The organism is Millionella massiliensis, assembly GCF_900104655.1.
Lineage (GTDB): Bacteria > Bacteroidota > Bacteroidia > Bacteroidales > Rikenellaceae > Rikenella > Rikenella massiliensis.
On the sequence record NZ_FNWD01000002.1, the window covers coordinates 2,579,243 to 2,602,039 of the forward strand.

15 protein-coding genes and 1 tRNA gene are annotated in these 22,797 nt (G+C 59.7%); 6 read left to right on the forward strand and 10 right to left on the reverse strand.

Annotated elements, in window-relative coordinates; translation table 11 throughout:
- Positions 1 to 34: 34 nt before the first annotated feature.
- Positions 35 to 107: transfer RNA gene (locus BQ5379_RS09865), tRNA-Phe, on the reverse strand.
- Between the two features lie 306 nt (positions 108 to 413).
- Here BQ5379_RS09865 and metH point away from each other — a divergent pair.
- From metH to BQ5379_RS09880, 3 genes are all read left to right on the forward strand, one after another.
- Complete coding sequence (gene metH / locus BQ5379_RS09870) at positions 414 to 4,001, forward strand: methionine synthase (protein WP_071135275.1); 3,588 nt, start codon at positions 414 to 416, stop codon at positions 3,999 to 4,001.
- A gap of 68 nt (positions 4,002 to 4,069) precedes the next feature.
- Positions 4,070 to 4,594, forward strand: a complete 525-nt coding sequence (gene sixA / locus BQ5379_RS09875) for a phosphohistidine phosphatase SixA (protein ID WP_071135276.1) — start codon at positions 4,070 to 4,072, stop codon at positions 4,592 to 4,594.
- A 20-nt stretch (positions 4,595 to 4,614) separates the two neighbouring features.
- Positions 4,615 to 5,337, forward strand: a complete 723-nt coding sequence (locus BQ5379_RS09880) for an SMUG2 DNA glycosylase family protein (protein ID WP_071135277.1) — start codon at positions 4,615 to 4,617, stop codon at positions 5,335 to 5,337.
- Positions 5,338 to 5,553: 216 nt separating this feature from the next.
- Here BQ5379_RS09880 and BQ5379_RS09885 read toward each other — a convergent pair whose 3' ends face one another.
- Both BQ5379_RS09885 and BQ5379_RS09890 read right to left on the reverse strand, forming a co-directional pair.
- Positions 5,554 to 6,561, reverse strand: a complete 1,008-nt coding sequence (locus tag BQ5379_RS09885; RefSeq protein ID WP_071135278.1) for a 2-hydroxyacid dehydrogenase — start codon at positions 6,559 to 6,561, stop codon at positions 5,554 to 5,556.
- A gap of 176 nt (positions 6,562 to 6,737) precedes the next feature.
- A complete protein-coding gene (locus BQ5379_RS09890) occupies positions 6,738 to 7,604 on the reverse strand; it encodes a nitroreductase family protein (protein ID WP_071135279.1) in 867 nt (288 codons plus the stop codon).
- A 94-nt stretch (positions 7,605 to 7,698) separates the two neighbouring features.
- Here BQ5379_RS09890 and BQ5379_RS09895 point away from each other — a divergent pair, with 94 nt between their 5' ends.
- A complete protein-coding gene (locus BQ5379_RS09895; RefSeq protein WP_071135280.1) occupies positions 7,699 to 8,739 on the forward strand; it encodes a DUF1848 domain-containing protein in 1,041 nt (346 codons plus the stop codon).
- Here the strand turns inward: BQ5379_RS09895 and BQ5379_RS09900 are convergent.
- A complete protein-coding gene (locus BQ5379_RS09900; protein WP_071135281.1) occupies positions 8,711 to 9,562 on the reverse strand; it encodes a TIGR01777 family oxidoreductase in 852 nt (283 codons plus the stop codon). The genes BQ5379_RS09895 and BQ5379_RS09900 overlap by 29 nt on opposite strands.
- 158 nt (positions 9,563 to 9,720) lie before the next feature.
- On the reverse strand, positions 9,721 to 10,881 hold the full coding sequence (locus tag BQ5379_RS09905) for a glycosyltransferase family 4 protein (protein WP_071135282.1): 1,161 nt from the start codon (positions 10,879 to 10,881) through the stop codon (positions 9,721 to 9,723).
- 407 nt (positions 10,882 to 11,288) lie between these two features.
- Between BQ5379_RS09905 and BQ5379_RS09910 the strand changes: the two genes are divergently transcribed.
- Entirely contained in the window at positions 11,289 to 12,722 is a 1,434-nt protein-coding gene (locus BQ5379_RS09910) for a carbon starvation CstA family protein (protein ID WP_071135283.1), read from the forward strand.
- A gap of 124 nt (positions 12,723 to 12,846) precedes the next feature.
- On the opposite strand, the gene BQ5379_RS09915 is transcribed toward BQ5379_RS09910, so the two are convergent.
- The 5 genes from BQ5379_RS09915 to lacZ4 all read right to left on the reverse strand — a co-directional run bounded on the left by BQ5379_RS09915 (position 12,847) and on the right by lacZ4 (position 20,070).
- Positions 12,847 to 13,956 carry a GTPase gene (locus tag BQ5379_RS09915; RefSeq protein ID WP_071135284.1) on the reverse strand — a complete coding sequence of 370 codons (1,110 nt, stop codon included), beginning with the start codon at positions 13,954 to 13,956 and terminating at the stop codon, positions 12,847 to 12,849.
- A gap of 40 nt (positions 13,957 to 13,996) precedes the next feature.
- Positions 13,997 to 15,304 carry a competence/damage-inducible protein A gene (locus BQ5379_RS09920; protein WP_071135285.1) on the reverse strand — a complete coding sequence of 436 codons (1,308 nt, stop codon included), beginning with the start codon at positions 15,302 to 15,304 and terminating at the stop codon, positions 13,997 to 13,999.
- A 178-nt stretch (positions 15,305 to 15,482) separates the two neighbouring features.
- Positions 15,483 to 16,511, reverse strand: a complete 1,029-nt coding sequence (locus BQ5379_RS09925; protein WP_071135286.1) for a quinone-dependent dihydroorotate dehydrogenase — start codon at positions 16,509 to 16,511, stop codon at positions 15,483 to 15,485.
- 291 nt (positions 16,512 to 16,802) lie between these two features.
- Positions 16,803 to 17,816, reverse strand: coding sequence for a 4-phosphoerythronate dehydrogenase (locus tag BQ5379_RS09930; protein WP_071135287.1), 1,014 nt, complete (start codon positions 17,814 to 17,816; stop codon positions 16,803 to 16,805).
- A 202-nt stretch (positions 17,817 to 18,018) separates the two neighbouring features.
- A complete protein-coding gene (gene lacZ4 / locus BQ5379_RS09935; protein WP_071135288.1) occupies positions 18,019 to 20,070 on the reverse strand; it encodes a beta-glucuronidase LacZ4 in 2,052 nt (683 codons plus the stop codon).
- A 516-nt stretch (positions 20,071 to 20,586) separates the two neighbouring features.
- Between lacZ4 and BQ5379_RS09940 the strand changes: the two genes are divergently transcribed.
- Positions 20,587 to 22,164, forward strand: a complete 1,578-nt coding sequence (locus BQ5379_RS09940; RefSeq protein WP_205408202.1) for a glycoside hydrolase family 43 protein — start codon at positions 20,587 to 20,589, stop codon at positions 22,162 to 22,164.
- Positions 22,165 to 22,797: the final 633 nt, after the last annotated feature.

The window sequence follows — 22,797 nt, forward strand, 5'->3', positions numbered from 1 at the left end:
AGGAAGTCACTACGGTAACTTCCTCTTTTTTGCGTGGTGCCACCGGGAATCGAACCAGGGACACAAGGATTTTCAGTCCTTTGCTCTACCAACTGAGCTATGGCACCATCGTTTTTTGATTGCGTTGCAAAGGTAGGCAAAATTTCCGAACCTCCAAATTTTTGGCGAAAAAATATAATGCAAAATTCAGCCTCGACGGGCTAAGTTGAAGATTTTGACCGGGATACAATAAATGGAATTTTTTGCGTTTCCCTATATATAGCCTCCTTGCCGGGGATATATGTGTCGGAAACTGACGCCGGGGGTTACCGTCCCTCGCACTTTTTCGCTCGTATGGGCTCTGCGGGGCTGTACCTCCGGCGCATTGGAGTGCGCTCGGATTTTTGTAATTTTGTAAAATATTTTCAAAAACTATGGAACGCAATATCGAAGAGGCGCTCCGTCAGCGCATACTGGTGCTCGACGGTGGCCTCGGAACCCTCATACAGGCTCGCAAACTGGCTGAATCCGACTACGGAGGTCACCTCGGGTGTAACGACTATCTCGTGAAAACCCGTCCCGATGTCATTGCCGAGATTCACGCCGCCTATTTTGAAGCCGGAGCAGACATCGTCTCGACCGACACCTTCAATGCCAATCCCGTGTCGCTGCGCGATTACGACCTGCAGGATCAGACCTACGAACTGAACCGTACCGCCGCTGCGCTGGCTCGTGAGGTGGCCGACCGTTTCGAGACGCAGGACGGACAGCCGCGTTTCGTGGCCGGTTCGGTGGGGCCCACCAACCGCAGTGCCTCGATGTCGCCCGACGTAAACAATCCCGGGTTCCGGAACATCACCTTCGACGAGCTGGCAGCCGGTTATGCCGACCAGATCCGGGGGCTGATCGACGGCGGTGCCGATCTGATTCTGATCGAGACCGTTTTCGACACGCTCAACTGCAAGGCAGCCATCTACGCCCTGCGCACCCTGATCGGTAACGAGACGATTCCGCTGATGGTCAGCGGCACGATCACCGATGCCAGCGGCCGCGTTCTGTCGGGGCAGACCGTGGAGGCCTTTTATGCTTCGGTCGAGCATGGTAACCTGCTCAGCATCGGGCTGAACTGCGCCTTCGGAGCGCGTCAGATGATGCCCTATATCGAGCGGATCGGCCGTGTGGCGAAGATGGCCGTGTCGGCCCACCCCAATGCCGGGCTGCCCAACGTGATGGGCGGCTACGACGAGAGCGCCGAGCACATGGCCACGCTGATCGAAGAGTATCTGAAAAACAATCTGTTGAATATTGTCGGTGGATGCTGCGGCACTACCCCCGAACATATCCGTGCGATTGCCGAAGTGGCCCGGAAGTACCGGCCGCGCGAGTACCGTGCTCCGCAGGACAACGGCGGTGCAACGGTGCTCTCCGGGCTGGAGGTGCAGAAGGTCGAACCGGCCGCCAACTTCGTCAATGTGGGCGAGCGTACCAATGTGGCCGGATCGGCCAAGTTCGCCCGGTTGATCCGCGAGCGTCAGTTCTCCGAAGCGCTGGCCGTGGCGGCTGAGCAGGTCGAAGGCGGCGCACAGGTGATTGACGTCTGCATGGATGCACCACTGATCGACGGCGCCCAGGCGATGACCGAGTTTCTGAACCTCGTGGCGGCCGAGCCCGAGATCGCCCGACTGCCCGTGATGATCGACTCGTCGGACTGGAAGGTGATCGAAGCCGGACTGCGGGTGACGCAGGGCAAATCGGTGGTCAACTCCATTTCGCTCAAGGAGGGCGAGGCGCGGTTTCTCGACCATGCCCGCACCGTGCGAGCCTTCGGCGCAGCGGCCGTGGTGATGCTCTTCGACGAGCAGGGACAGGCCGACAGCTATGAACGGAAAATTGAAGTGGCCGGCCGTGCTTATCGGCTGCTGACCGAGAGCGGATTCCCGGCCGAGGACATTATCTTCGACCCGAACGTACTGGCCGTAGCCACCGGGATCGAAGAGCACAACGATTACGGGCGTGCCTTTATCGAGGCGACGGCCTGGATCAAGAAGAACTGCCCCGGAGCTAAGGTCAGTGGCGGGGTGAGCAACCTCTCTTTCTCGTTCCGCGGGAACAACCCCGTGCGCGAAGCGATGCACTCCGTATTCCTCTACCATGCGACCCGCGCCGGGATGGATATGGGGATTGTGAACCCCTCGATGCTGCGCATCTACGACGATATCGACCCGGAGTTGCTCGAACTGTGCGAAGATGTCATTCTGAACCGGCGGCCCGATGCGGCCGAGCGCCTGACGGCTTATGCCGAGGCCCATTCGGCCGATGCCCGGAGCGACGCCGCGACAGCCCGGCACGACGCCTGGCGCGACGGAACGGTCGAGGAGCGGATTGTCCATGCGCTGGTCAAAGGGATCACGACCCACATCGAGGCCGACACGATGGAGGCCTACGAGAAGTACGGCTCGGCGATCGAGGTGATTGACCGGGTGCTGATGGTAGGGATGGGGCAGGTCGGCGACCTGTTCGGCAGCGGCAAGATGTTCCTGCCGCAGGTGGTTAAGTCGGCGCGCGTGATGAAACAGTCGGTGGCCGTGTTGGAACCCTTCATCAAGGCCGGCGAGACGGTCGAACAGGGTGCCAAACTGCTGATCGCCACCGTGAAGGGCGACGTGCATGACATTGGAAAGAATATCGTTTCGGTGGTGCTGGCCTGCAACGGGTACCAGATGATCGACTTGGGCGTGATGACCCCGCCGGAGAAGATCGTCGAGACGGCCGTGGCCGAGAAGGTGGATGCCGTGCTGCTGTCGGGCCTCATCACGCCGTCGCTCGAGGAGATGCGCATCGTGGCCGAGCACTTCGAACGGGCCGGGCTGCATATCCCGATCTGTGTGGGTGGAGCGACTACGTCCGAACTCCATACGGCCGTCCGCATCGCACCGTCGTACAGCGGGCTGGTGGCCCACTCGACCGATGCGTCGAGTTGTGCCCGTCTGGTGAACAACGTGCTGAAAGAGTACGGCTTCCACCAGAGCTATCGTAAAAAACAGGAGGATATCCGAATCAAATATGCCGAGTTGAGCGCGGCCCGCGAGTTGAGGCCCCTGGCCGAAGCGCGCGAGCACAAGCTGCGGCTGACATTCGACTCGCAGAGCGTGACGCGTCCCAGGCACCTCGGCAAACGGGTGTTGACGCGCTATCCGCTGGAGAAGATCGCCGAGCGGATCGACTGGACCTATTTCTTTATCCAGTGGGACCTGGCCGGGCGTTATCCCGCCATCTTTGACCATCCCACCAAGGGCGAGGAGGCGCGGCGCCTGTTCGACGACGCGCAGGTGATGCTGCGGCGGCTGATCGAGTCGGGGCAGGTGCGGGCCGATGCCGTGATCGGTATCGTTCCGGCCCGCAGCGAGGGGGACGACATCCTGATTCGCGGCTGTTTCCACGACGACGGCGGTGCGTGCGGTTGCGGAGCGCCGGAGATCCGTTTCGCCTGCCTGCGGAGTCAGAACCCGCGCGAGGAGACCAACCTCTGTCTTGCTGATTTCGTGTCGCCGGGTCCGGCTGCCGGGCTGCCGCAGGACCATGTGGCTCCGTTTGCGCTCGGCGTAACGTGTGATTTCCGTGGCGACTCGGATTACGAGAACATTATGGCTCGCATCCTGTGCGACCGTCTGGCCGAAGCCTTTGCGGTCGAGGTGTCGGCCCTGTTGCGGGACGAACTGTGGGGATTCCCCGAGGGGTCGGAAGGGGCCCGCATCGCGATGGGCTATCCGTCGGCACCGGACCACAGCGGGAAACGGCTGATCTTCGATCTGCTGGATGTCGAGTCCGAGATTCCGCTCCGGCTGACCGAGAACTTTATGATGGAACCCACGGCGGCCGTGTCGGGCATCGTGTTCGCCCATCCCGCGGCGGACTACTTCCACATCGGAGTGGTCGACAACGAACAACTGGCGGATTATGCCCGCCGGTCGGGTCAGACGATCGAAGACTTGCGCCGCATGATGCCCAATAACGTGTTGTAGGGCCCCTTGCCGCAGGCGAACAAGTCTGTCCGAGGGCTCTGAATACTTACCCGAAAAAATACGCAACCATGAAACAACTCTATATTGTCCGCCACGGCGCGGCGCAATCCTCTTACGAGGTGGACAGCGATTATGCCCGCCGGCTGACCGCGAAGGGGGTGGAGCGTGTTCGGACCGTGGGGCAGTGGCTCACGGCGCAGCCCGACTTCGTGCAGCCCGGGCGGATTATTGCCAGCGCGGCGCCCCGGGCCCTGCAAACGGCGGAACTGCTGGCCGAGGTATTCGGCCTCCCGACGGAAAACCTTAGTCGGTTTCGCGAGCTGTACAGCGGCAGGCCGAGCGACTATCTGAACCTGTTGACACAGGCGTTGCCCGACGAAGTGGCGTGTGCCATGATCGTCGGCCACAATCCGACGGTGTCGGAACTGCTGGCCGAACTGCTGGGAGCCATGGCGGGCGACTATCTGATGCGCAAGGGCGATGTGGCGGAGATCCGTTTCGACCTGCCGGACGACGCGCCATGGCAGGAACTGTATGCCGCAACGGGTAAACTGGAACGCTATGTGATTGCGTCGTCGATTCAGAACGTGTAATTTCATACGAGCAGCCTCCCATGTCTGAAACGTTAGCCTCGAAAATCATCGCCTTTAACCGGGAGTTGGATTATACCGGCACGCTGCCCGACGGGTTCGCGGTGGTCAATCCGTTTCGGGAGAATCCCGAAACGTACCGAGTCATGGAGCAGTTCTACCGGAAGTATTACGACGACACACGTCCGCGCCGTTTCCTGATCGGGATCAATCCCGGGCGTCACGGTGCCGGGGTGACGGGCGTTCCGTTCACCGACACCAAACGGCTGGAACAGGTGTGCGGCATCCGCATGGAGTCGGAACACTCCCACGAGGTATCGTCGGTCTTTGTCTACGACCTGATCGAGCAGTACGGCGGGGCTGAGGCCTTTTATCGCGATTTCTACATCAATTCGCCCTTCCCGCTGGCCATTGTGCGTCGGACGGAGCGCGGCGGCGAGGTGAATGCCAACTACTACGATACGCCGGCACTGCGGCGCATGACCGAGGATTTCATGGTCGATTCGTTGCGTCGTCAGTGCGCTTTTGGGTTGGATACGACCGAGGTTTACGTGCTGGGGCGCAAAAATGCCGATTGTGTGGCGAGGCTGAACCGGCGTACGGGACTCTTCGCACGCATGGTCGTGCTGGAGCATCCGCGTTATATCCAGCAGTATAAATCGAAGGAGAAACAGAGCTATATCGACAAATATCTCCGCACGTTGCGTCGTGAGTTGTCCGACTCGGCCCTTACGCGGGTCGAATAGGGAACTTTCACCCCAACAAAGGAGCGGAGCAGCAGGAGTATCGGAAAAAACATCGGGCGCCTCAATACGTTCACCAATACGTATTGAGGCGCCCGATGTTTGTGGGTTGCGGATCGTGGAGCTCAGATTGGCCCTCGGCCGATTTTGCCCGGTGCATGATACGAAAAGCAGGAATGTTGAGCCGGGCAGTGTCCATCCACAGGAGCGTGGCGGAGGTTACCTGCCAGTGGGAACTTCGTTGGCCAGGGGTCGCCCTTCGGTGAAGTCGCGGATGTTCGAGAGGGTCGTCTCGGCGATGTTGGCCAGCGCTTCGCGGGTGAAGAATCCCTGATGCGAGGTGACGATCACGTTGTTGAACGAGAGCAGCCGGGCCAGCGTATCGTCGTCGATAATCTTGTCCGACTTGTCTTCGTAGAAATAGTCGCCCTCCTCTTCGTAGACGTCCAGTCCGGCCGCACCGATCTTCTTCTCTTTCAGTCCGTCGATCAGGGCCTGCGAGTGGATCAGCTGGCCGCGTCCGGTGTTGATGAGCACCACACCCGGTTTCATCCGTTCGATGGCGGAGGAGTCGATCAGGTAGCGGGTCTGTTCGGTCAGCGGGCAGTGGAGCGAGATGATGTCCGACTGTGCGTAGAGCTCGTCGAGCGTCACGTAACGCATTCCCACCTCGCGGGCAAAGGCTTCGTCGGGGTAGAGGTCGTAGCCGAGCACCTCCATGCCGAACCCGCGCAGGATGCGGATCAGAATCCGGGCGATCTTCCCGGTGCCGATGATGCCGGCCGTTTTGCCATGCATGTCGAAGCCCATCAGGCCGTGCAGGGCGAAGTTTCCGTCGCGGGTGCGCCAGTAGGCGCGGTGGATTTTGCGGTTCAGGGCCAGCATCAGCGCCACGGCGTGTTCGGCCACGGCGTAGGGCGAGTAGGCCGGTACGCGGACCACGGTAATTCCGTCGCGGGCGGCGGCCTCCAGATCGACGTTGTTGAAGCCGGCGCAGCGCAGTGCGATCAGCGGCACGCCCTGCTCCTTGAGGGCATGGATGGCGGCCGCGTCGGCCGTGTCGTTCACGAAGATGCAGACGGCTGCGGCTCCCTGTGCCAGAATGGCGCTCTCGGGGGTCAGGTGGCCTTTGAAGTATCGGATGTCGAAACCGTAGGCTTCGTTGGCTTGGTCGAAGGATTCGCGGTCGTAGGGCTTGGTGCCGAAAAATGCGATTTTTGTTGCCATGGGTCGAGGTGTTTTCCGCTTCCGGAGGGTACGGACGTAGCTCCGCAAGCGGAGGGTAAACGGTTTAGGTTACAGGGTGAGTGTGCGGCTGTCCGGGTGTCGAACACACCGGTGTGTCACGTTCATGACAGGCCGCGCACTCGCGCACTGGGGAACCGCAAAAACAGTGCCAGCGTCTATAACCAGGTCGTTTCGACCGGTTTTTTGTCGATGTAGTTCGGGAAGCGGAAGGCGGGCATACCGAGGGCCATACCGGCGTGGATTTCCCGGCCCTCCAACCCCAGCAGTTTCTGGAACCGTCCCTTGCGGTCGTTGTCGATGGCTGAGCAGACGAATCCGGTGTAGAACTGGCTCACCCCGAGACTCTCGGCCATCAGCGAACCGTTTTCGTAGGCCAGGTTGGAATCGACCTTGCCGAAGCGGATTTCGGCGGGGGTGTGGATCAGAATCACAGCCGTGGCGCCGCGCAGCACCAGGTCGTTCCCTTTGGCCTGTTCGGCGATCAGGCGGTGGAAGGTGGGCAGGTAGCGGTAGGCTTGGGGCAGGAGGCATTTCAGTGCCGGCCGCAGGATCGGGTTCTCCAGCAGGCGGATCAGGCCGCCGAAGATGTCGAGGGTCAGGTTGGTGATCCGGCGCAGTTTTTCGGGATCGGTCACCACCGTAAAGGCCACCTGCTGCATGTTGCTGGCAGTCGGAGCGCGGTGGGCGGCTTCGACGATCTGTTCCAGCAGCTCGCGCGGCACGGGCGTTTTGGAGAAGGCCCGGTTCGAACGGCGTGCCCGGCAGAGCAGCATCACCTGTTCCGGGGTGGGCAGGGCGGTGCGGTCGATCGGGTGAACGGTTTCGGTCGGGAAGCTCGAGTGGCGTACCGACCCGGTCGGGCAGGCGGCTACGCAGTGGCCGCAGACAATGCAGCTTTGCGGATTTTGGATGCCGATCGTGCCGCGGGCTTCGTTTTGCGTGAAGATATGGGAGGGGCACACGGCCACACAGTGGCCGCAGCGGGTGCAACTGACTTCGTTGATGTTGAGGGTGAGCTCCATGGTGTGAAACGTATTTGGATGATAGAGTAAAGATACGGAAATAACGGATATTCGGGTGGTGTTGGTATGCCGATTTTCCGTATCTTGTCGGGTGATGAAATGGGAAACGAGTATCCTGACCACGGACGGCGGAGCGCAGGTGCAGGCCGTCGAACCGGTGATCGTGTCGGCCAGCCGGGCCACGGACATTCCGGCTTTCTGGGCCGACTGGTTTTTCGGCCGTTTGCGGGCCGGATACTCGGTGTGGGTCAATCCGTTCGACCGCAAACGGAGCTATATTTCGTATGCCCGCACGCGGTTGATTGTCTTTTGGTCGAAAAATCCGGCGCCACTTCTGGCCCATCTGCCGGAGCTGGAGCAGCGCGGCATTCATTGTTATGTCCAGTTTATGCTCAACGATTACGAGCGCGAGGGGTTGGAACCGGGTGTCCCGCCTCTGACGCAGCGCATCGACACGTTTCGGCGGCTGGTCGACCGGCTGGGGCTCGGACGTGTGATCTGGCGGTTCGACCCGCTGGTGCTGACGCGCCGAACGGGGGTGGCGGAGCTGTTGGAACGGGCGGCGGCGATCGGCGACCAGTTAAAGGGCTATACGGAGCGAATGGTTTTCAGTTTTGTCGATTTGGCGGCCTATCGCGGCGTGGCGTTGCGCATGGCGCGGACGGGGCTGGGGTGTCGGGAGTTCACGCCGGAGGAGATGACCCTCTGGGCCGAGGGCTTGAGTGCGCTGAACGGGCGTTGGAATTTTGAACTGGCCACCTGTGCCGAAGAGATCGATCTCCGGCGGTTCGGCATCGAACACAATCGTTGTGTGGACGATCGGCTGATGATCCGCTATTTCTCCGAAGACCGGGAGCTGATGCGTTTCCTGGAATGGCCCGAACGGTATCGGACCGATACGTTTCTGCCCCTTGCGACCAGTCCCAATCGTGACCGTGGGCAGCGTCGGGCATGCGGGTGCGTGTGGAGCAAGGACATCGGCGCCTATGGGACGTGCCGTCACGGCTGTCTCTATTGCTATGCTGCCCGTCGGATGGGCATGGGGAGTGGGGCATTGCGCGCGGGCGCATCCTGGCCGGAGAGCCTGCAGGAACTGGCTGGAGGCTTTACGGGAGTCGTGCCAGAAAATCGTTGATGCTTTCGGAGCGGAACGTGAATCCGTGGCTGATCAGCTTTTCGGGGTAGGCACACTGGCCAGAGAGGAGCAGCTCGGACGATTCGCCCCGTACGAGCCGCAACAGAACGGTGGGCAGAGGCAGGGTGAGGGTGCGGAAACGCCGGGCAATGGCCTGGGTGAATTGCCGGTTGTTGATGCGTCGCGGCGATACGAAATTGACGGGACCCTCGATGCCGGGATGTTCGATCAGAAACGCGACGGCCCGTACGAGATCTTCCAAATCAATCCACGAAAAGTTTTGCATGCCGGAGCCGAAGCGTAGTGCGAGCCGTTTCCGGGCGAAGACGGCCAGTTTGGGAAAGGCGCCGCCGTCGGGCGACAACACCACGCCGAAGCGCATGGTGATCCAGCGGATGTCGTCGGGAAGCTGTGCGACTTCGTGTTCCCAGTCGTGGCAGAGCCGGGCCAGAAAACCGTCGCCCTGCCGGGCATCCGATTCGGCGTAACACCCCTCCGAAGGGTAGTAACCGACGGCCGAGGCGGAGAGAAACAGACGCGGGCGGTGTTCCAGCGTGCGGAGCGTTTCGACCAGTGTGCGGGTGGTTTCGATCCGGCTTCGGTAGAGTTCCGCTTTGTAAGCATCGGTCCAGTAGCGGTCGATGGTGGCACCGGCCAGGTTGATGACCGCGTCGCACCCGGTGAGCGCGGCGGCCAAAACGCTGCGTTTCGCAGGGGTGAAAAATTCTCTGCGCAGAGGGATGATTTCGTCTCCGCGTTGTTTCAAGTGGGTCGATAGGTGGCTTCCGATAAGTCCCGTAGCGCCGCTGATCGCTATTCTCATGATGCTTCTCTCCTCTCGACTCTTTTCCGGATCCCTTGGACTATTCGATTGAATGTCAGTGTGATCGTTGTGAGTATTCGTCAGTGATCACCGGGAGCCGGGGGCTGGGTGCGAGTCGATGCCGATCATACAGCAGATTTCGTGCCGGAATGTGAAATTCAATCGGCATTTTCGATCAGGAGGCGACAGTACAGGTCGGGATTATAGAATTTTTGTACCCGTTCTCGCCCCTTTTGTCCCAGAGCGGCGGCCTGATCGGGGTGGTCGACGAGTCGGCGCAGGGTGTCGGCCAAAGCGGTTGCCGAACCGGCCGGGTAGATGGCTCCGCAGGTGCCGTCGGCCACGACCTCGGGCAGACCGGCCAGGGCGGGAACAACCACCGGGGCGCCATAGTACATCGCTTCGATGACCGACAGCGGGAACCCTTCGTACCAGCGGCTGGCTGTGACCACGGCGCAGGCTCCGGCATAGAGGTCGGCCAGTTGCGGCTTGTCCAACTGCCCCAGCAGGGTCACGTTGGCGGGTGTGGGGGGAAGGATATAGTCTTCGGCTGCCTGTCCGGCAATGCGGAATTCGATCCCGGGCAGGAGGCGGGCCGCTTCGAAGAGCAGGTCGATTCCCTTTTCGCGGCTCAGGCGTCCGGCGTAGGCAATGTAGGGTGTTGCTCCCTGCGGTTGGGATGTGGGAGCGGGCATGGTTCCCGGGTCGATGCAGTTGGGTACGACGGCGAATCGTTCGACGGGGATACCGGTGTAGTGGCTGAGACGGTCGCGCTGGAAGGCGGTCAGGGCCAGGAACCGATCGACGTTTCGCGAAAAATAGCCCATCCGGCGGCTCCACCAGCCGCGCAGGGCATAGCCCAGACTGCCGGCGAGGCTCCCCTCGCAGCGGTGGATCAGGCAGTTCCATTCCCGTCCGGCACAGCCTCCGCAGCGTTCGCAGATTGTGCCCCCGGTGTGGAACAGGCCGGTGGGGCAGACGAGTCGGTAGTTGTGCAGGGTCATCAGTACACGGACGCGGGCTTTCCGCAACTCGGGCAGAATGGCGGGCGAGATGACGGGGAAGAGGTTGTGAACGATGGCCGCGTCGGGCTGTTCACGGCGGACGATCTCCCGGATATCGAGCACGGAGCGCCGGTTGTAGAGGGCCGAAAAGAGTGAGGTGAGGCGTCCGAACCGCCACGTGCGGATCTCATCGTAGCTTCGCTCGTAGAGCAGCACGGTGTGTCCGCGGCTTTCGAGCAACTGTCGCTGGAGGGCCACGACCCCCTCTTCACCGCCGGGGCGGCTGTACCGGTTATGTATGATCAGGAATTTCATATCCGCAGGTAAAGATACGGCTCTTTTTGCGAGTTTTCACCATCGTGCGGGAGAACTTGTGTGGTGTTTGCCGGTGTCGAACGGCATCGTTCGGAACTGTCGCTTTGTCAGGAGATTGGCAGGGGTGGAGCATGGCGGGACGGGAGGAGCCGATAGTCGTCGGGGTGTCGGGATACGAAAAAAACGATGCCCCGCAGTGTCGGACCTGTGCTGCCAGGCAGCCGTAGGTCGCACTCGCGGAGCACCGCACCCCATATTGATATGTTCTAAGATAGGTTCAATAATATATTCACTTTTCAACGTCTCAAATTCCGTGCCACGTTTTTATCCGGGCGAATCTCAATCGTTTGCGGAACACATCTAAACAGAAAACGGTATCTTTGCACACGCTAAACGAAAATAAGAACATGATTACTTTCCTGATTTGTCTCGCTTTGCTGATCGGGTCCTACTTTACCTATGCCCGCTATCTGGAACGCCAGTTCGGGATGGATCCTTCGGCCAAAGTCCCCTCCGAAACGATGCGCGACGGGGTCGATTACCTGCCGTTGCCGGAGTGGAAAACGTTTCTGATCCAACTGCTTAACATCGCCGGCCTCGGTCCGATTTTTGGTGCCCTGCTCGGTGCGATGTTCGGCCCGGTGGCTTTCCTGTGGATTACGCTCGGCTCGATCTTTATCGGTGCCCTCCAGGACTACGCCAGCGGGATGATCTCGCTCAAGGAGGGTGGGCTCAGCTTCCCCGAAATCGTCGGCAAGTATATGGGAACGACCGTGCGGCAGGTGATGCGTGCCTTCACGCTCTTCCTGATGGTGTTGGTCGGTGCGGTCTTTATGGTCGGCCCGGCCGGTATCCTGGAGGGGTTCACGGGGCTGACCCAGTCGGTCTGGGTGTGGATCATCCTGGTCTATTACATCCTCGCCACGCTCCTGCCGATCGATAAGATCATCGGACGTTTCTACCCCATCTTCGGTGCGGCGCTGTTCATCATGGCGTTCGGAATTCTGGGCGTATTGATCTTAGGGCCGTACGAGATTCCGAACTTGTCGCTCGCCGCGCTCGACAACTTTACGGCCAACCCGACCGGTGCGCCGATTATTCCGATGCTGTTTATTACGATCGCCTGCGGAGCCGTTTCGGGCTTCCATGCCACGCAATCGCCGATGATGGCGCGCTGCGTGACCAACGAACGGCAGGGACGACCCGTATTTTTCGGTGCGATGATTTCGGAAGGGATTATTGCCCTGATCTGGGCGGCTATCGGGATGGCCTTCTGGGGCGGTACCGATGGACTGGTCAATACGCTTGCCGAACACGGTAACAATGCGGCCTGGGCGGTGGAGACCATTACGAATACCACGCTGGGCAAGGTCGGTGCTTTCCTGGCGCTGCTGGGGGTTGTGGTGGCTCCGATCACGAGCGGCGATACCGCTTTTCGTTGTGCCCGTCTGATTGCTGCCGACTTCATGCACGTCGAACAGAAACAGCTCCGGAAACGACTGATGATTTCGGTGCCGATTTTTCTGGTCGGTGTGGCCATCACCTTCATGCCGTTCGACGTGATCTGGAAGTATTTTGCCTGGGCCAATCAGGTGCTTGCCGCCATCTGTCTGTGGACCGTGACGGTCTATCTGGCCGTGCGGCGCCGGCGGTGGATCCTCGCATTCCTGCCCGCGGCCTTTATGACTTTCATCGTGTCGTTCTATATCTTTATTGCGCCCGAGGGGCTGCGTCTGCCCTATTATACCGGGCTGATGATCGGTGCAGCCATCACGTTGGTGATTGTTGTGGTCATGGCCCGTTATCTGCGTCTGGCTTGGCAGGGGCGCATCGTGGCCTGAATGGATAGAGAGAGATATCCGTGGCGATCATCGGGTCGCCGAACGGAATAATAAAGCAGGAGGAGCAACGCTTTGACGGGTTGCTCCTCCTGCTTTTTTGTGGTGGGCGAAGAGAGGACCGCGGTTACCGGATGCGCAGTTTGCGGATCAGCATGCCGTAGTTGGTGATGGGTACGCCATTCTGCCGGACGGCATGGATGCGGGCCTGGATCATGCGGCGGGTCGAGACGCAACCGCCGCACTGGATGGCCAGTGCGTAGTAGCCCGGAGTGGCGTGAAGTTCGGCCGGAAGCGGGTCGCGGCCGCTCACGAAGGTGAAGTGCAGGTCGTCGATGCGGGTATATTCGCGGAGCCAACCGGGAATCTTGGTCCGGCCGATGTCGTCGCAGGTGACCTGGTGCGAGCAGTTTTCGATAATCAGAATGCGGTCGCCGGGTCGCAGGCGGTCTACGGCTGCGAGCCCTTCGGCGTAGGCCGTTTTGTCGCCTTTCTGTTCGGCGAGCAGCACGCTGAAGGAGGTGACCTCGGTGTCGGGGCAGAGGCGTTGGACAGTGGCCGAGACTTCGCGAAATGCCTGGCTGTCGGTGACGATCAGTCGGGGAACGGTTGTCTGCAGGGCGTTTTCGAGTTGGTCGGGTTGTACGACGAGGGCCATGGCGCCCTGATCGAGCGCTGCCCGAAGTGTCTGTACCTGTGGCAGGATAAGGCGTCCGGCCGGAGCAGCGCTGTCGATGGGGCAGACCAGCAGAATCGGGTCGCCGGGGGCGATCGTTCGGTTGCCGAACAGCGGAGGCGTCGCCTGGCTCTGTTCCGGGATGCCGGTGCGGATGCGGTTCAGAATCTCGTCGGTGGTCAGGCGGCTGGCCCGTTCGGGCAGCACCACGACCGGGATGTCGTTGGCCCGGATGGTGTCCAAGATCTTTTGTTCGGCGGGCCCCGGCTCCGAACCGACGAGCAGCAGCAGGGCCAGATCGACTTCCGTCAGGGTTTGCAGGCTCTTCTGTACGCGCTGTCGTCCCAGGGGGCTTTCGGTGTCGTCCAGACCGGCGGTGTCGATGAAGATGACGGAGCCGTAGCCGATGATCTCGAACGATCGGCGCACGGGGTCGGTCGTGGTTCCCGCCTGGGGCGAGACGATGGCGGTCTGCTGGCCGGTGAGGCGGTTCAGCAGGCTGCTTTTGCCGGCATTGGTCAGACCGTAGATGCCGATATGCGGGGTTTGTTCGCGTCCCATAGGGTGGATCGTGTGCGGGGTTGTCGGGTCGACAGCCTGGCTAAAGCATCCCGGTCTGCTGGAAGGCGTCGGAGAGACCCAGCAGGTGGAGCCGGAGCATGTTCAGGGCATGGGTGGCGGCCCGTTCGATATTTTGTTCGCGGAGCTCGCTGAAGTGCATCAGTCGGGCGGCGGTGCAGACGGTGTTATCGGTATCGCGCCAGGCGATGGCGATCCAAACCGTACCGACCGGTTTTTCGGGAGTTCCGCCGCCGGGACCGGCAATGCCGGTGGTGGCGACGCCATAGTCGGCGCCGAAACGTTCGAGGGCACCGGCGGCCATCTGTCGGGCTACCGGTTCGCTCACGGCGCCGTACTGTTCGATGTCAGCGGCTCGGACGCCGAGCAGCTTGGCTTTGGCCGCATTGGAGTAGGAGGTGACGCCGCCGAGGTAGTAGTCCGAGGCACCGGCCATGGCGGTGATTCGGGCGGAGATGGAGCCTCCGGTGCACGATTCGGCCACGGCGAGGGTCTGATGGCGTTCCTGCAGGAGGGCGGCCACGGCCGATTCGACGCTGGCGGGTTCGTAGCCGAGCATGTATGGGGCGATGTGGTGGCGCAGCAGGTCGAACTGACGGTCGATCTCGCGGTTGGCGGTGGTCACGTCGACGTCGTAGGCCGAGAGGCGCAGCCGGATGCCGCGGGCGTTGGGCAGGTAGGCGAGGTGGAGCCAGTCGGGCAGCGCGTCTTCCCACGGGGCGATGGCCAGCGCCATGGCCGATTCGGCCATGCCGAAGGTAATCATCGTGCGGTGGACGACGGACCGCAGGGCAAAATGTTGCCGCAGCTGGGGAATGACGTGTTCGGTGACGAGGGTCTTCATCTCGAACGGAACGCCGGGCAGCGAGAAGAGCAGTCGGGGCTGCGTGTCGGTACGGCCCGGACGGACGAACATCATGCCGGGAGCCGTCCCCACGCGGTTGGGCAGTACCGTGCAGCCGCGCGGCACGAGGGCCTGTGCCTGGTTCAACTCGTTGAAGTCGATGCCGCGCTCGGCGGTCATCCGGCGGACGTGTTCATAGACTTCGGGGTCGCGTTCGAGGGGGCTGCCGAGATAGTCGGCCAGGGTCTTTTTCGTGATGTCGTCTTTGGTGGGGCCCAGACCGCCGGTCATGATGACGACGTCGGCGCGTCCGAGGGCGCTGTCCACGGCGCCGCGGATCTCGTCGGCCTGGTCGTGGACCGATACGATCCGGTCGATCTGTGCGCCGATCCGCCCAAGCTGTTGCCCGATCCAGGCGGAGTTGGTGTCGACGACCTGTCCGATCAGGAGCTCGTCGCCGACGGTGATGATTTCTACGCTTACCATGTGAGTCGTTATTCTGGTTCCGCTGTCGGCCGGGGAGGGCGTGCGGGGGCGAGCGTTGTTCTTTCGGTCGTCACGGGCCGATCCGGTCGTTCCGGAACTCTCTGCGGGGCGTAGCGGATAAAGTCGTTTCGTTGTGTAGGGGGGATTGACCGAAACGGGAAGTGCAGCGGAGGGGGGATTATTTGCCGGCCAGCCGTTTGCAGATCCGTTTCATGAAGCCGGGCCCTTCGTAGATCATGCCGGAGTAGACCTGTACCAGCGAGGCGCCGGCGTCGAGCATCGCAACGGCGTCTTCGACGCTCATGATGCCGCCCACGCCGATGATGGGCAGCCGTCCTTCGGTCTTTTCGTGGATGTACCGCACCATCTCGCGGGAGCGGAGGGTCAGCGGGCCGCCGCTCAGGCCGCCTTTACCGATCTCGGTGATGCGGTTGGGGGCGCTGACCAGCCCTTCGCGCGAGGTGGTGGTGTTGGTGGCGACGATGCCGTCGATTTTGCACGCTTCGACCACTTCGATCATCTGGTCGACCTGTTCGTAGGTCAGGTCGGGTGAGATCTTGAGCAGGATGGGGCGGTAGTCGCTCTGGCCCTGGCGGAACTCCTTGAGGGGTTCGAGGATGGCGATGGTCGAGGCTTTGCTTTGCAGGGCGGTGAGGCAGGCCACGTTCGGGCAGCTGACGTTCACCACGAAGTAGTCGACGTAGTCGTACAGGGCGCGGAAAGCCTTGAGGTAGTCGCACGGGGCCTGTTCGTTGGGGGTGAGGGTGTTTTTGCCGATGTTGCCGCCCACGATGATGCCGGGTTTGCGGTGGCGGAGGTTCTTCACGGCGTTCTGCACGCCGTGGTTGTTGAAGCCCATGCGGTTGATGATGGCGTGGTCTTTGGGCAGTCGGAAGCAGCGCGGTTTGGGATTCCCGTTCTGGGCTTTGGGGGTCACGGTGCCGATTTCGACGAAACCGAAGCCGAGCGCGCCGAGCATGTCATAGACTTCGGCATCCTTGTCGAAGCCGGCGGCCATGCCGATGGGGTTGGGGAATTTCAGTCCCAGCACTTCACGCTCCAGAGCCGGCGAGCGACGCACGTAGATGGCCCGCATCACGGCGCGGGCGAAGGGTACGTAGTGCAGGATGCGCAGCAGGCGGACAATCAGATGGTGGATGGTTTCGGGTTGGAGCTTGAAGAGGAGGGGACGGAAAAGTTTATACATCGTGTGGCTGTAATTTTCACAAAGGTACTATAAAATTCAGGTTTTCGATGGGATTGTCCTGTGGGTGCTGTATGTTTTGCTACGGGGTGCCGGGCGAAGGGGAATGGCCATGCGACCGGAGCGGGAAACGGCAGTGGCCGTGGAGTCGTTGTTGCGGGCAGACTCTTCGGTGGCGCAGGGCATAGCCTCCTTTGCAGGAGCGCAAACAGCGTTGCAGAGTCCTCGGCGGTCAGTCACGGGACATGGGGGCGGGCTCCGTCGTCCGGCCTACCGGGCGGCGATGCGTGCAGATCAAAAAAACTCTTCGCGGAAACGGTAGTTGCCGCGGAGCTCTTCGAAACGTTCCGGTTCGTGGCGCAGGGCAGCATCGTCGGTGCGGATGTTGTAGTAGGCGGGCATGTCGCGAGCCACCTCGTCCCAGGTGAGGACGGAACGGGGATGTTGGCGCGGCGCTCCGTCCGGATACCAGTCGGCGGGGAGAGGCAGGCCGAGAAAGGCTGCCACTGTGCGGACGGACATGGCGGTTCCCATGGCCTTGCCCTGGAGCGAGTAGCCGGCGATGTGGGGTGTGGCGAGGGCGGTCATGCCCAGCAACTCGCGGTCGATGTCGGGTTCGTGGCCCCAGACGTCGAGGGCGGCCTGTGCGACCTGCCCGCTGCGCAGTGCCGCTTTGAGGGCGGCTTCATCGACCACTTCGCCGCGCGAACTGTTCAGGAAAATCGTGCCGGGACGCATGGCGGCGAAAAACGAGGTGGAGGCCATGCCGCGGGTCGTGTCGTCGAGCAGGACGTGGGTCGTGACCACGTCGGCCCGGCGCAGCAGCTCCTCCTGCGTGACGAACGCTTCGGTGCCGGCTTCGCCGCGCGAACGGCGCGGCGGGTCGCAGCAGAGAACGTCGAATCCGACGGCTTCGGCCGCGTGACGGATGGCGCTGCCCACGTTGCCGACGCCGATGATTCCGAGGGTCGTCCCGGCGGGGCGAACCTCCAGCGCAAGCAGGACGGCGAAAACCCATTGCAGCACGCCGCGGGCATTGCACCCCGCGGCAGTGGCTACGCGGATTCCCCGCTCGCGGCAGTAACGGGTGTCGATGTGGTCATAGCCGATGGTGGCCGTGGCGATCAGCCGCACGCGGCTGCCGTCGAGCAGCGCGGCATTGCAGCGGGTGCGGGTGCGGATTACGAGCACGTCGGCCGTGCGGACAGCCGCAGCGTCGATCTTGCCTCCGGGCAGGTACGCCACCTCGGCGTATGGCTCGAAGACCCCTTGTATGAAGGGGATTTTGTCGTCGATTACGATTTTCATATTCCCAAAGGTACACACTTTTTTCGGGTTCGCTTCCTCCGAAGTGGGGGCGGAGCAGCCCGTGTGCCGGGAGGCCCGATGGCCGCGGAGGATGGGGCAGGGCTTGTTGCAAAAACCGGCTGAAGGGTGTCGAAAAACAGACGAATCCGGAGAAATCATTTCTCCGGATTCGTCTGTAAAATGGCGGGGCCGGTCGATGGCGTTACTTCACGACTTCGCAGGTGAAACGGTCGGTCAGCGGGGCTTTGGAGTTGCCCGCGGTGACGTGGATTTCGTTGAGACCGTCGGCCAGTTCGACGTTTTCCCACCGGATCGTGGCGTAGTCGTCGGGTTTGGCCTTGCCGCAGCTTACGCCGTTGATGAAGAGTTCCGCTTCGGGCTGGTTGGTAAAGACGGTGATCGTCTGCCGGTTCGCGTGGCGCTGATTGTTGCGTTTCTCGGCGATGTAGAGGACGGGCTCCTGTTTGTTCCAGTTCGCTTTGTAGAAGTAGAAGGCGTCTTTGCGGATCTTGCGGTCGAAGGTGACCAGCCCTTTGTCGTTGATGCCGGGACGGTCGCCCTCGGTACGGTGGGCTGCTCCGAAATCGAACATGTTCCAGACGAAACTGCCCCATACGAACGGACGCGACGATATGATCTTCCACGACTCGATGTGGTAGTAGGTCTGCCAGTTTTCGGGGTGCCACCATCCGGCCGGTGCGGGTTGCCTGAGCGAATCCTGCTGGTGGTAGATGCTGGCTCCGGCGCCGTATTCGCTGATCCCGATCCGCAGCTCGGGGTTCTGTTTGTGCTGGTTGTCGAGCCAGGTGCCCAGCGTGGCGGGGTTGCTGCCGTACCAGCCGTCGTATCGGTTCCAGGCAATCAGGTCCGTGATGAAGTTCAGCGCACCGCCCTGGTTGCTGGCCGAGGTGGTGGGGCGCGTGGGATCTTCCCGGTGAGCCAGCGCGTTCAGCTCCTTGATGTATTCGACCGGATTGTCGCCCGCTTCCTTCAGCTCGTTGAACAGACCCCAGCAGCAGATGGAGGGGTGGTTATAGTGCTGCCGGATCATCTCGACCAGTTGCATCCGGCCGTTGGCCTTGAAGGTTTCGGAGTTGACGAACCCTTTGTTGCCGTATCCGCCGGGACCGACGAACGGAATCTCGGCCCAGACGATCAGTCCGTGGCGGTCCATCAGGTCGTAGAAATATTCGGCCTGCGGATAGTGGGCCAGACGCACGGCGTTCACGCCCATCTCCAGCATCAGACGCACATCTTCGTCGTGGTGTTCGCGGCGCAGGGCGTTGCCCACTTCGGCACGGTCCTGATGCCGGCAGACTCCCTTGAGTTGCAGGTGCTTGCCGTTCAGAAAGAATCCCTTGTCGGGGTCGATGCTGTAGAAGCGCAGCCCGAGGTGTTCGCTAATCGAGTCGAGGGTCTGGCCATCCTTGGTGATGACGGCTTCCACCTGGTACAGGAACGGGTCTTCCACGCCGTTCCACAGGTGGGGGTTGCGGATCTCGACGGGGAGGGCGTGCGTGAGGGTGCCGCCGGCGGGCAGCGTGACGGTAGCTGTGGCGGTCTTCACGACTTTCTCCTGATCTTTCACGCGGATGGTGATGCCGACCTGTTCGTCGCGGTCGCGGCTGCTGGAGAGCTGAATCTCGTTGATGACGCGGGCGTATCGGGCGCTGACGGAGTCCTGGATCAGTTTCAGCCCGGGCGAGGCGTAGTCGAGCGGCGAGATGCAGATGTCGTCGGTCACCAGCAGGTGGACGTCGCGGTAGATGCCGCCGTACATGTTGAAGTCGCCGGTCAGGGGCATGATGTCGAGCTGCTCGGCGTTATTGACCCGTACCAGCAGGGTATTCTCCTTGCCGGGTTTGACCAGATCGGTGATCTCGATGACGAAGGCGCCGTAGCCGCCGCGATGTTCGCCGGCGTACAGGCCGTTCACGAAGACACTCGTGACGGTATTCGCCCCGTCGAACCGGAGGAACAGCCGTTTACCGGCGAGGTCGGCGCTGACGAAAAGTTTTTTCTCATAGTTTCCGATGGCACGTGTATAGTCCATGCGGCCGACCAGGGCGTCCTGGGCGTTCCACGTGTGGGGCAGGTCGACGCGGCGTGCCTGGCTTGCGTTCATCTGGTAGGCAAAGTGAAACGACCAGTCGTTGTTCAGGTCGATCGACTGTCTGCGGGCATGCGCAGTCGTGAATGCCGTCAGTAGCAGTAGAAACGCCACTGATTTCGTGAGTAAAGGTTTTGTACTCATAATGCGTAGAAGTTTGTGGGGTGCGAAAGGTTGGTTATACGCTGTTTTATGAGGTAGGGGGCAGGTGTTGATGTATGGGGCACAAAAACCGATTTACTGGGAATCGGATTGGGAGGTTATTCGTCTACTGTTGGGTCGGTATGATTTCGTAAAGTAAATGAATTTATGATGTATGCGCAAGCGGTCGGAGAGATGGAGTGCTATCCTGCTTCAAAAAGTGGATGAGGTGATTATTGGCTCGATCCAGTATTTTATTTTATAAATGACGAATTTTCAATGGAATAAAATCGTACTCGATGGGACGGCGGTAATTTTGACAATAAGGTGGCGATCTATGTTTTTCGGATTCAGATCGAAAGACATGAATATGGGTCGTAACGGTTTGACAAGGCTGACAATGAGGCTGATAAGCTATAGCAATGCGCAGTGGACATTGGTGCGTGATTTATGCGCGGGAGATGGTTGCTTGAATGTATGATATGTCCTATATTTGAGATGATTAATGGCTTGTCGAAGATGAAAAAACGTTTGTTTTTGCTGATATGTCTGATTCTGGGGGGCATAAAGTATGGCCACTCTCAGGTCTGGTCTCCCGATCAGGGCGATGGAACTTATTGCAATCCGATTATCCATGCCGATTATTCCGATCCGGATGTCATTCGGGTCGGTGATGATTACTATATGGTGGCGTCGAGCTTCACCTGTTTCCCCGGTATTCCGGTGTTGCATTCCAAAGACCTTGTGAATTGGCGCATCATCAACCATGTGTACTGCGAACTGCCGTTCGATCGGTATAAATATCCGGCGCATGGGCAGGGCTCCTGGGCGCCTGCGATCCGGTATCATGACGGGTTGTATTATGTCTATTTCTGTACACCCGAAGAGGGTTTGTTTGTGGCCTATACCAAGGATCCCCGGAAAAAGTGGACGCTTAAGAACGTGTTGAAAGTCTCGCAATGGGAAGATCCATGTCCGTTTTGGGACGACGACGGCAATGCCTACTTGGTACGAAGTAAATTGTGCGGAGGACCGGTCTATCTTCACAGAATGTCGCCCGACGGATTGGAAATCCTGGATAACGGGAAAATCGTTTATTGGGACGACTCGCAAAATCCGGTGCTCGAAGGGCTGAAAATGATCAAGCGTAACGGTTGGTATTATATTGTTGCTCCGGCAGGTGGGGTCACATATGGATGGCAGACGGTGTTGCGCTCGAAAAATATTGAGGGACCGTATGAAACGAAAAAGGTGTTGGATGCGGGTAATGGGATCAATGGACCTCATCAGGGAGGTCTGGTCGAAACACAAACCGGAGAGTGGTGGTTTATCCACTTTCAGGATAAAGGTATGTATGGACGAGTGGTTCACTTGCAACCGGCTCAATGGGTTGACGATTGGGTCGTGATGGGCGAAGATCCTCAGCAAAGTGGATGCGGAAAACCGGTGTTGAGGTACCGGAAACCCAATGTGGGTAGAAATTATGCTCCGGATCAGCCTCAGACATCGGATGAGTTTGATGCCAAAACCCTGGGATTGCAATGGCAGTGGCAGGCAATCGAACAGCACAAGTGGTATTCGTTGTCGCAGTCAAAAGGGAGTTTACGGCTGTTTGCGGTCTCGGTTCCGTCCGAAGAGGGTAACTTGTATTATGCCGGAAATTTGTTGCTGCAAAAATTTCCGGCACCCGAATTTACGGCAAAAGCAAAGGTGGATGTTTCGGCCCTTCGACCTGGCGAACGAGGTGGTCTGATCGTGATGGGTAATTACCATTCGTATATTTGTGTGGTTAATGAGGCGGGAAATAAGGTTGTTGCAGTGTATGAGGGGAAATATGAAAATTGTGGGTATCCACCTCGTCAGGAGGCTAAGGTAAATTGTGCTGCGGATCAGTTATGGCTGAAGGTAGAGGTGTTTGACGATGCAACTTGCCGCTATGCTTACAGCTGGGACAATGAGCATTACACCGTCTTTGATCATCGATTCAGAATAGAACGCGGTCAATGGATTGGAGCGAAAGTAGGACTCTTCTGTATTAATCCCGATATCCGTGATGGGAAAGGTTACATGGATGTGGATTATTTTCACATTGAGTAAACACGAGCAGGAAAAGCAAAATGAAAACGAGAGAAAAGCTTCGTTGCTTTTCTCTCGTTTTTTGTGCGAGTATGAGTGGGACTATGGGGAATCAACGGTGTGTTATGTTGGGCGTGACATGCAGGGTTAAATGTAGGAACACGTCCTGTTACCGGAGCAGCCTTTCTTCTGTTTTTCAGGTATTTCTCGGGTGGATGCAGTTGCTAGTATATGGTATGGAGCGATATCGCATGACTAAGTCTGCGAAAGGGAGTTTGCGCGGTTGGAATTGGGTGAGGGGTAGCGTGACGGGGGGCGGAAAGTGAAGCTCCTTGTGATGGTTTTGAGGAGGGTGAACCTTGTTATGGCGTGGCGGAGATTGGGAATGCGGTTGGGAGGGTATTCCGGGGCACTGTCGTTGGTTTAATCGCTTTGTGGTAATATGTAATGGTTTAGACAATCGATTGCATGAAGGTGACGAATTAACGGATCGATTCAATATGTCTGCTATGTAAAAGATTATGAATAGAATATGGGACCAAAATAAACCGATGCCGAGAACTTTTGATAACGTGAGGTTTATTTTTTGATTTGGATAATCGGGGGATAATATCTACTTTTATGCAAACGATTGCGTAATAGGGGTGAGGCGTT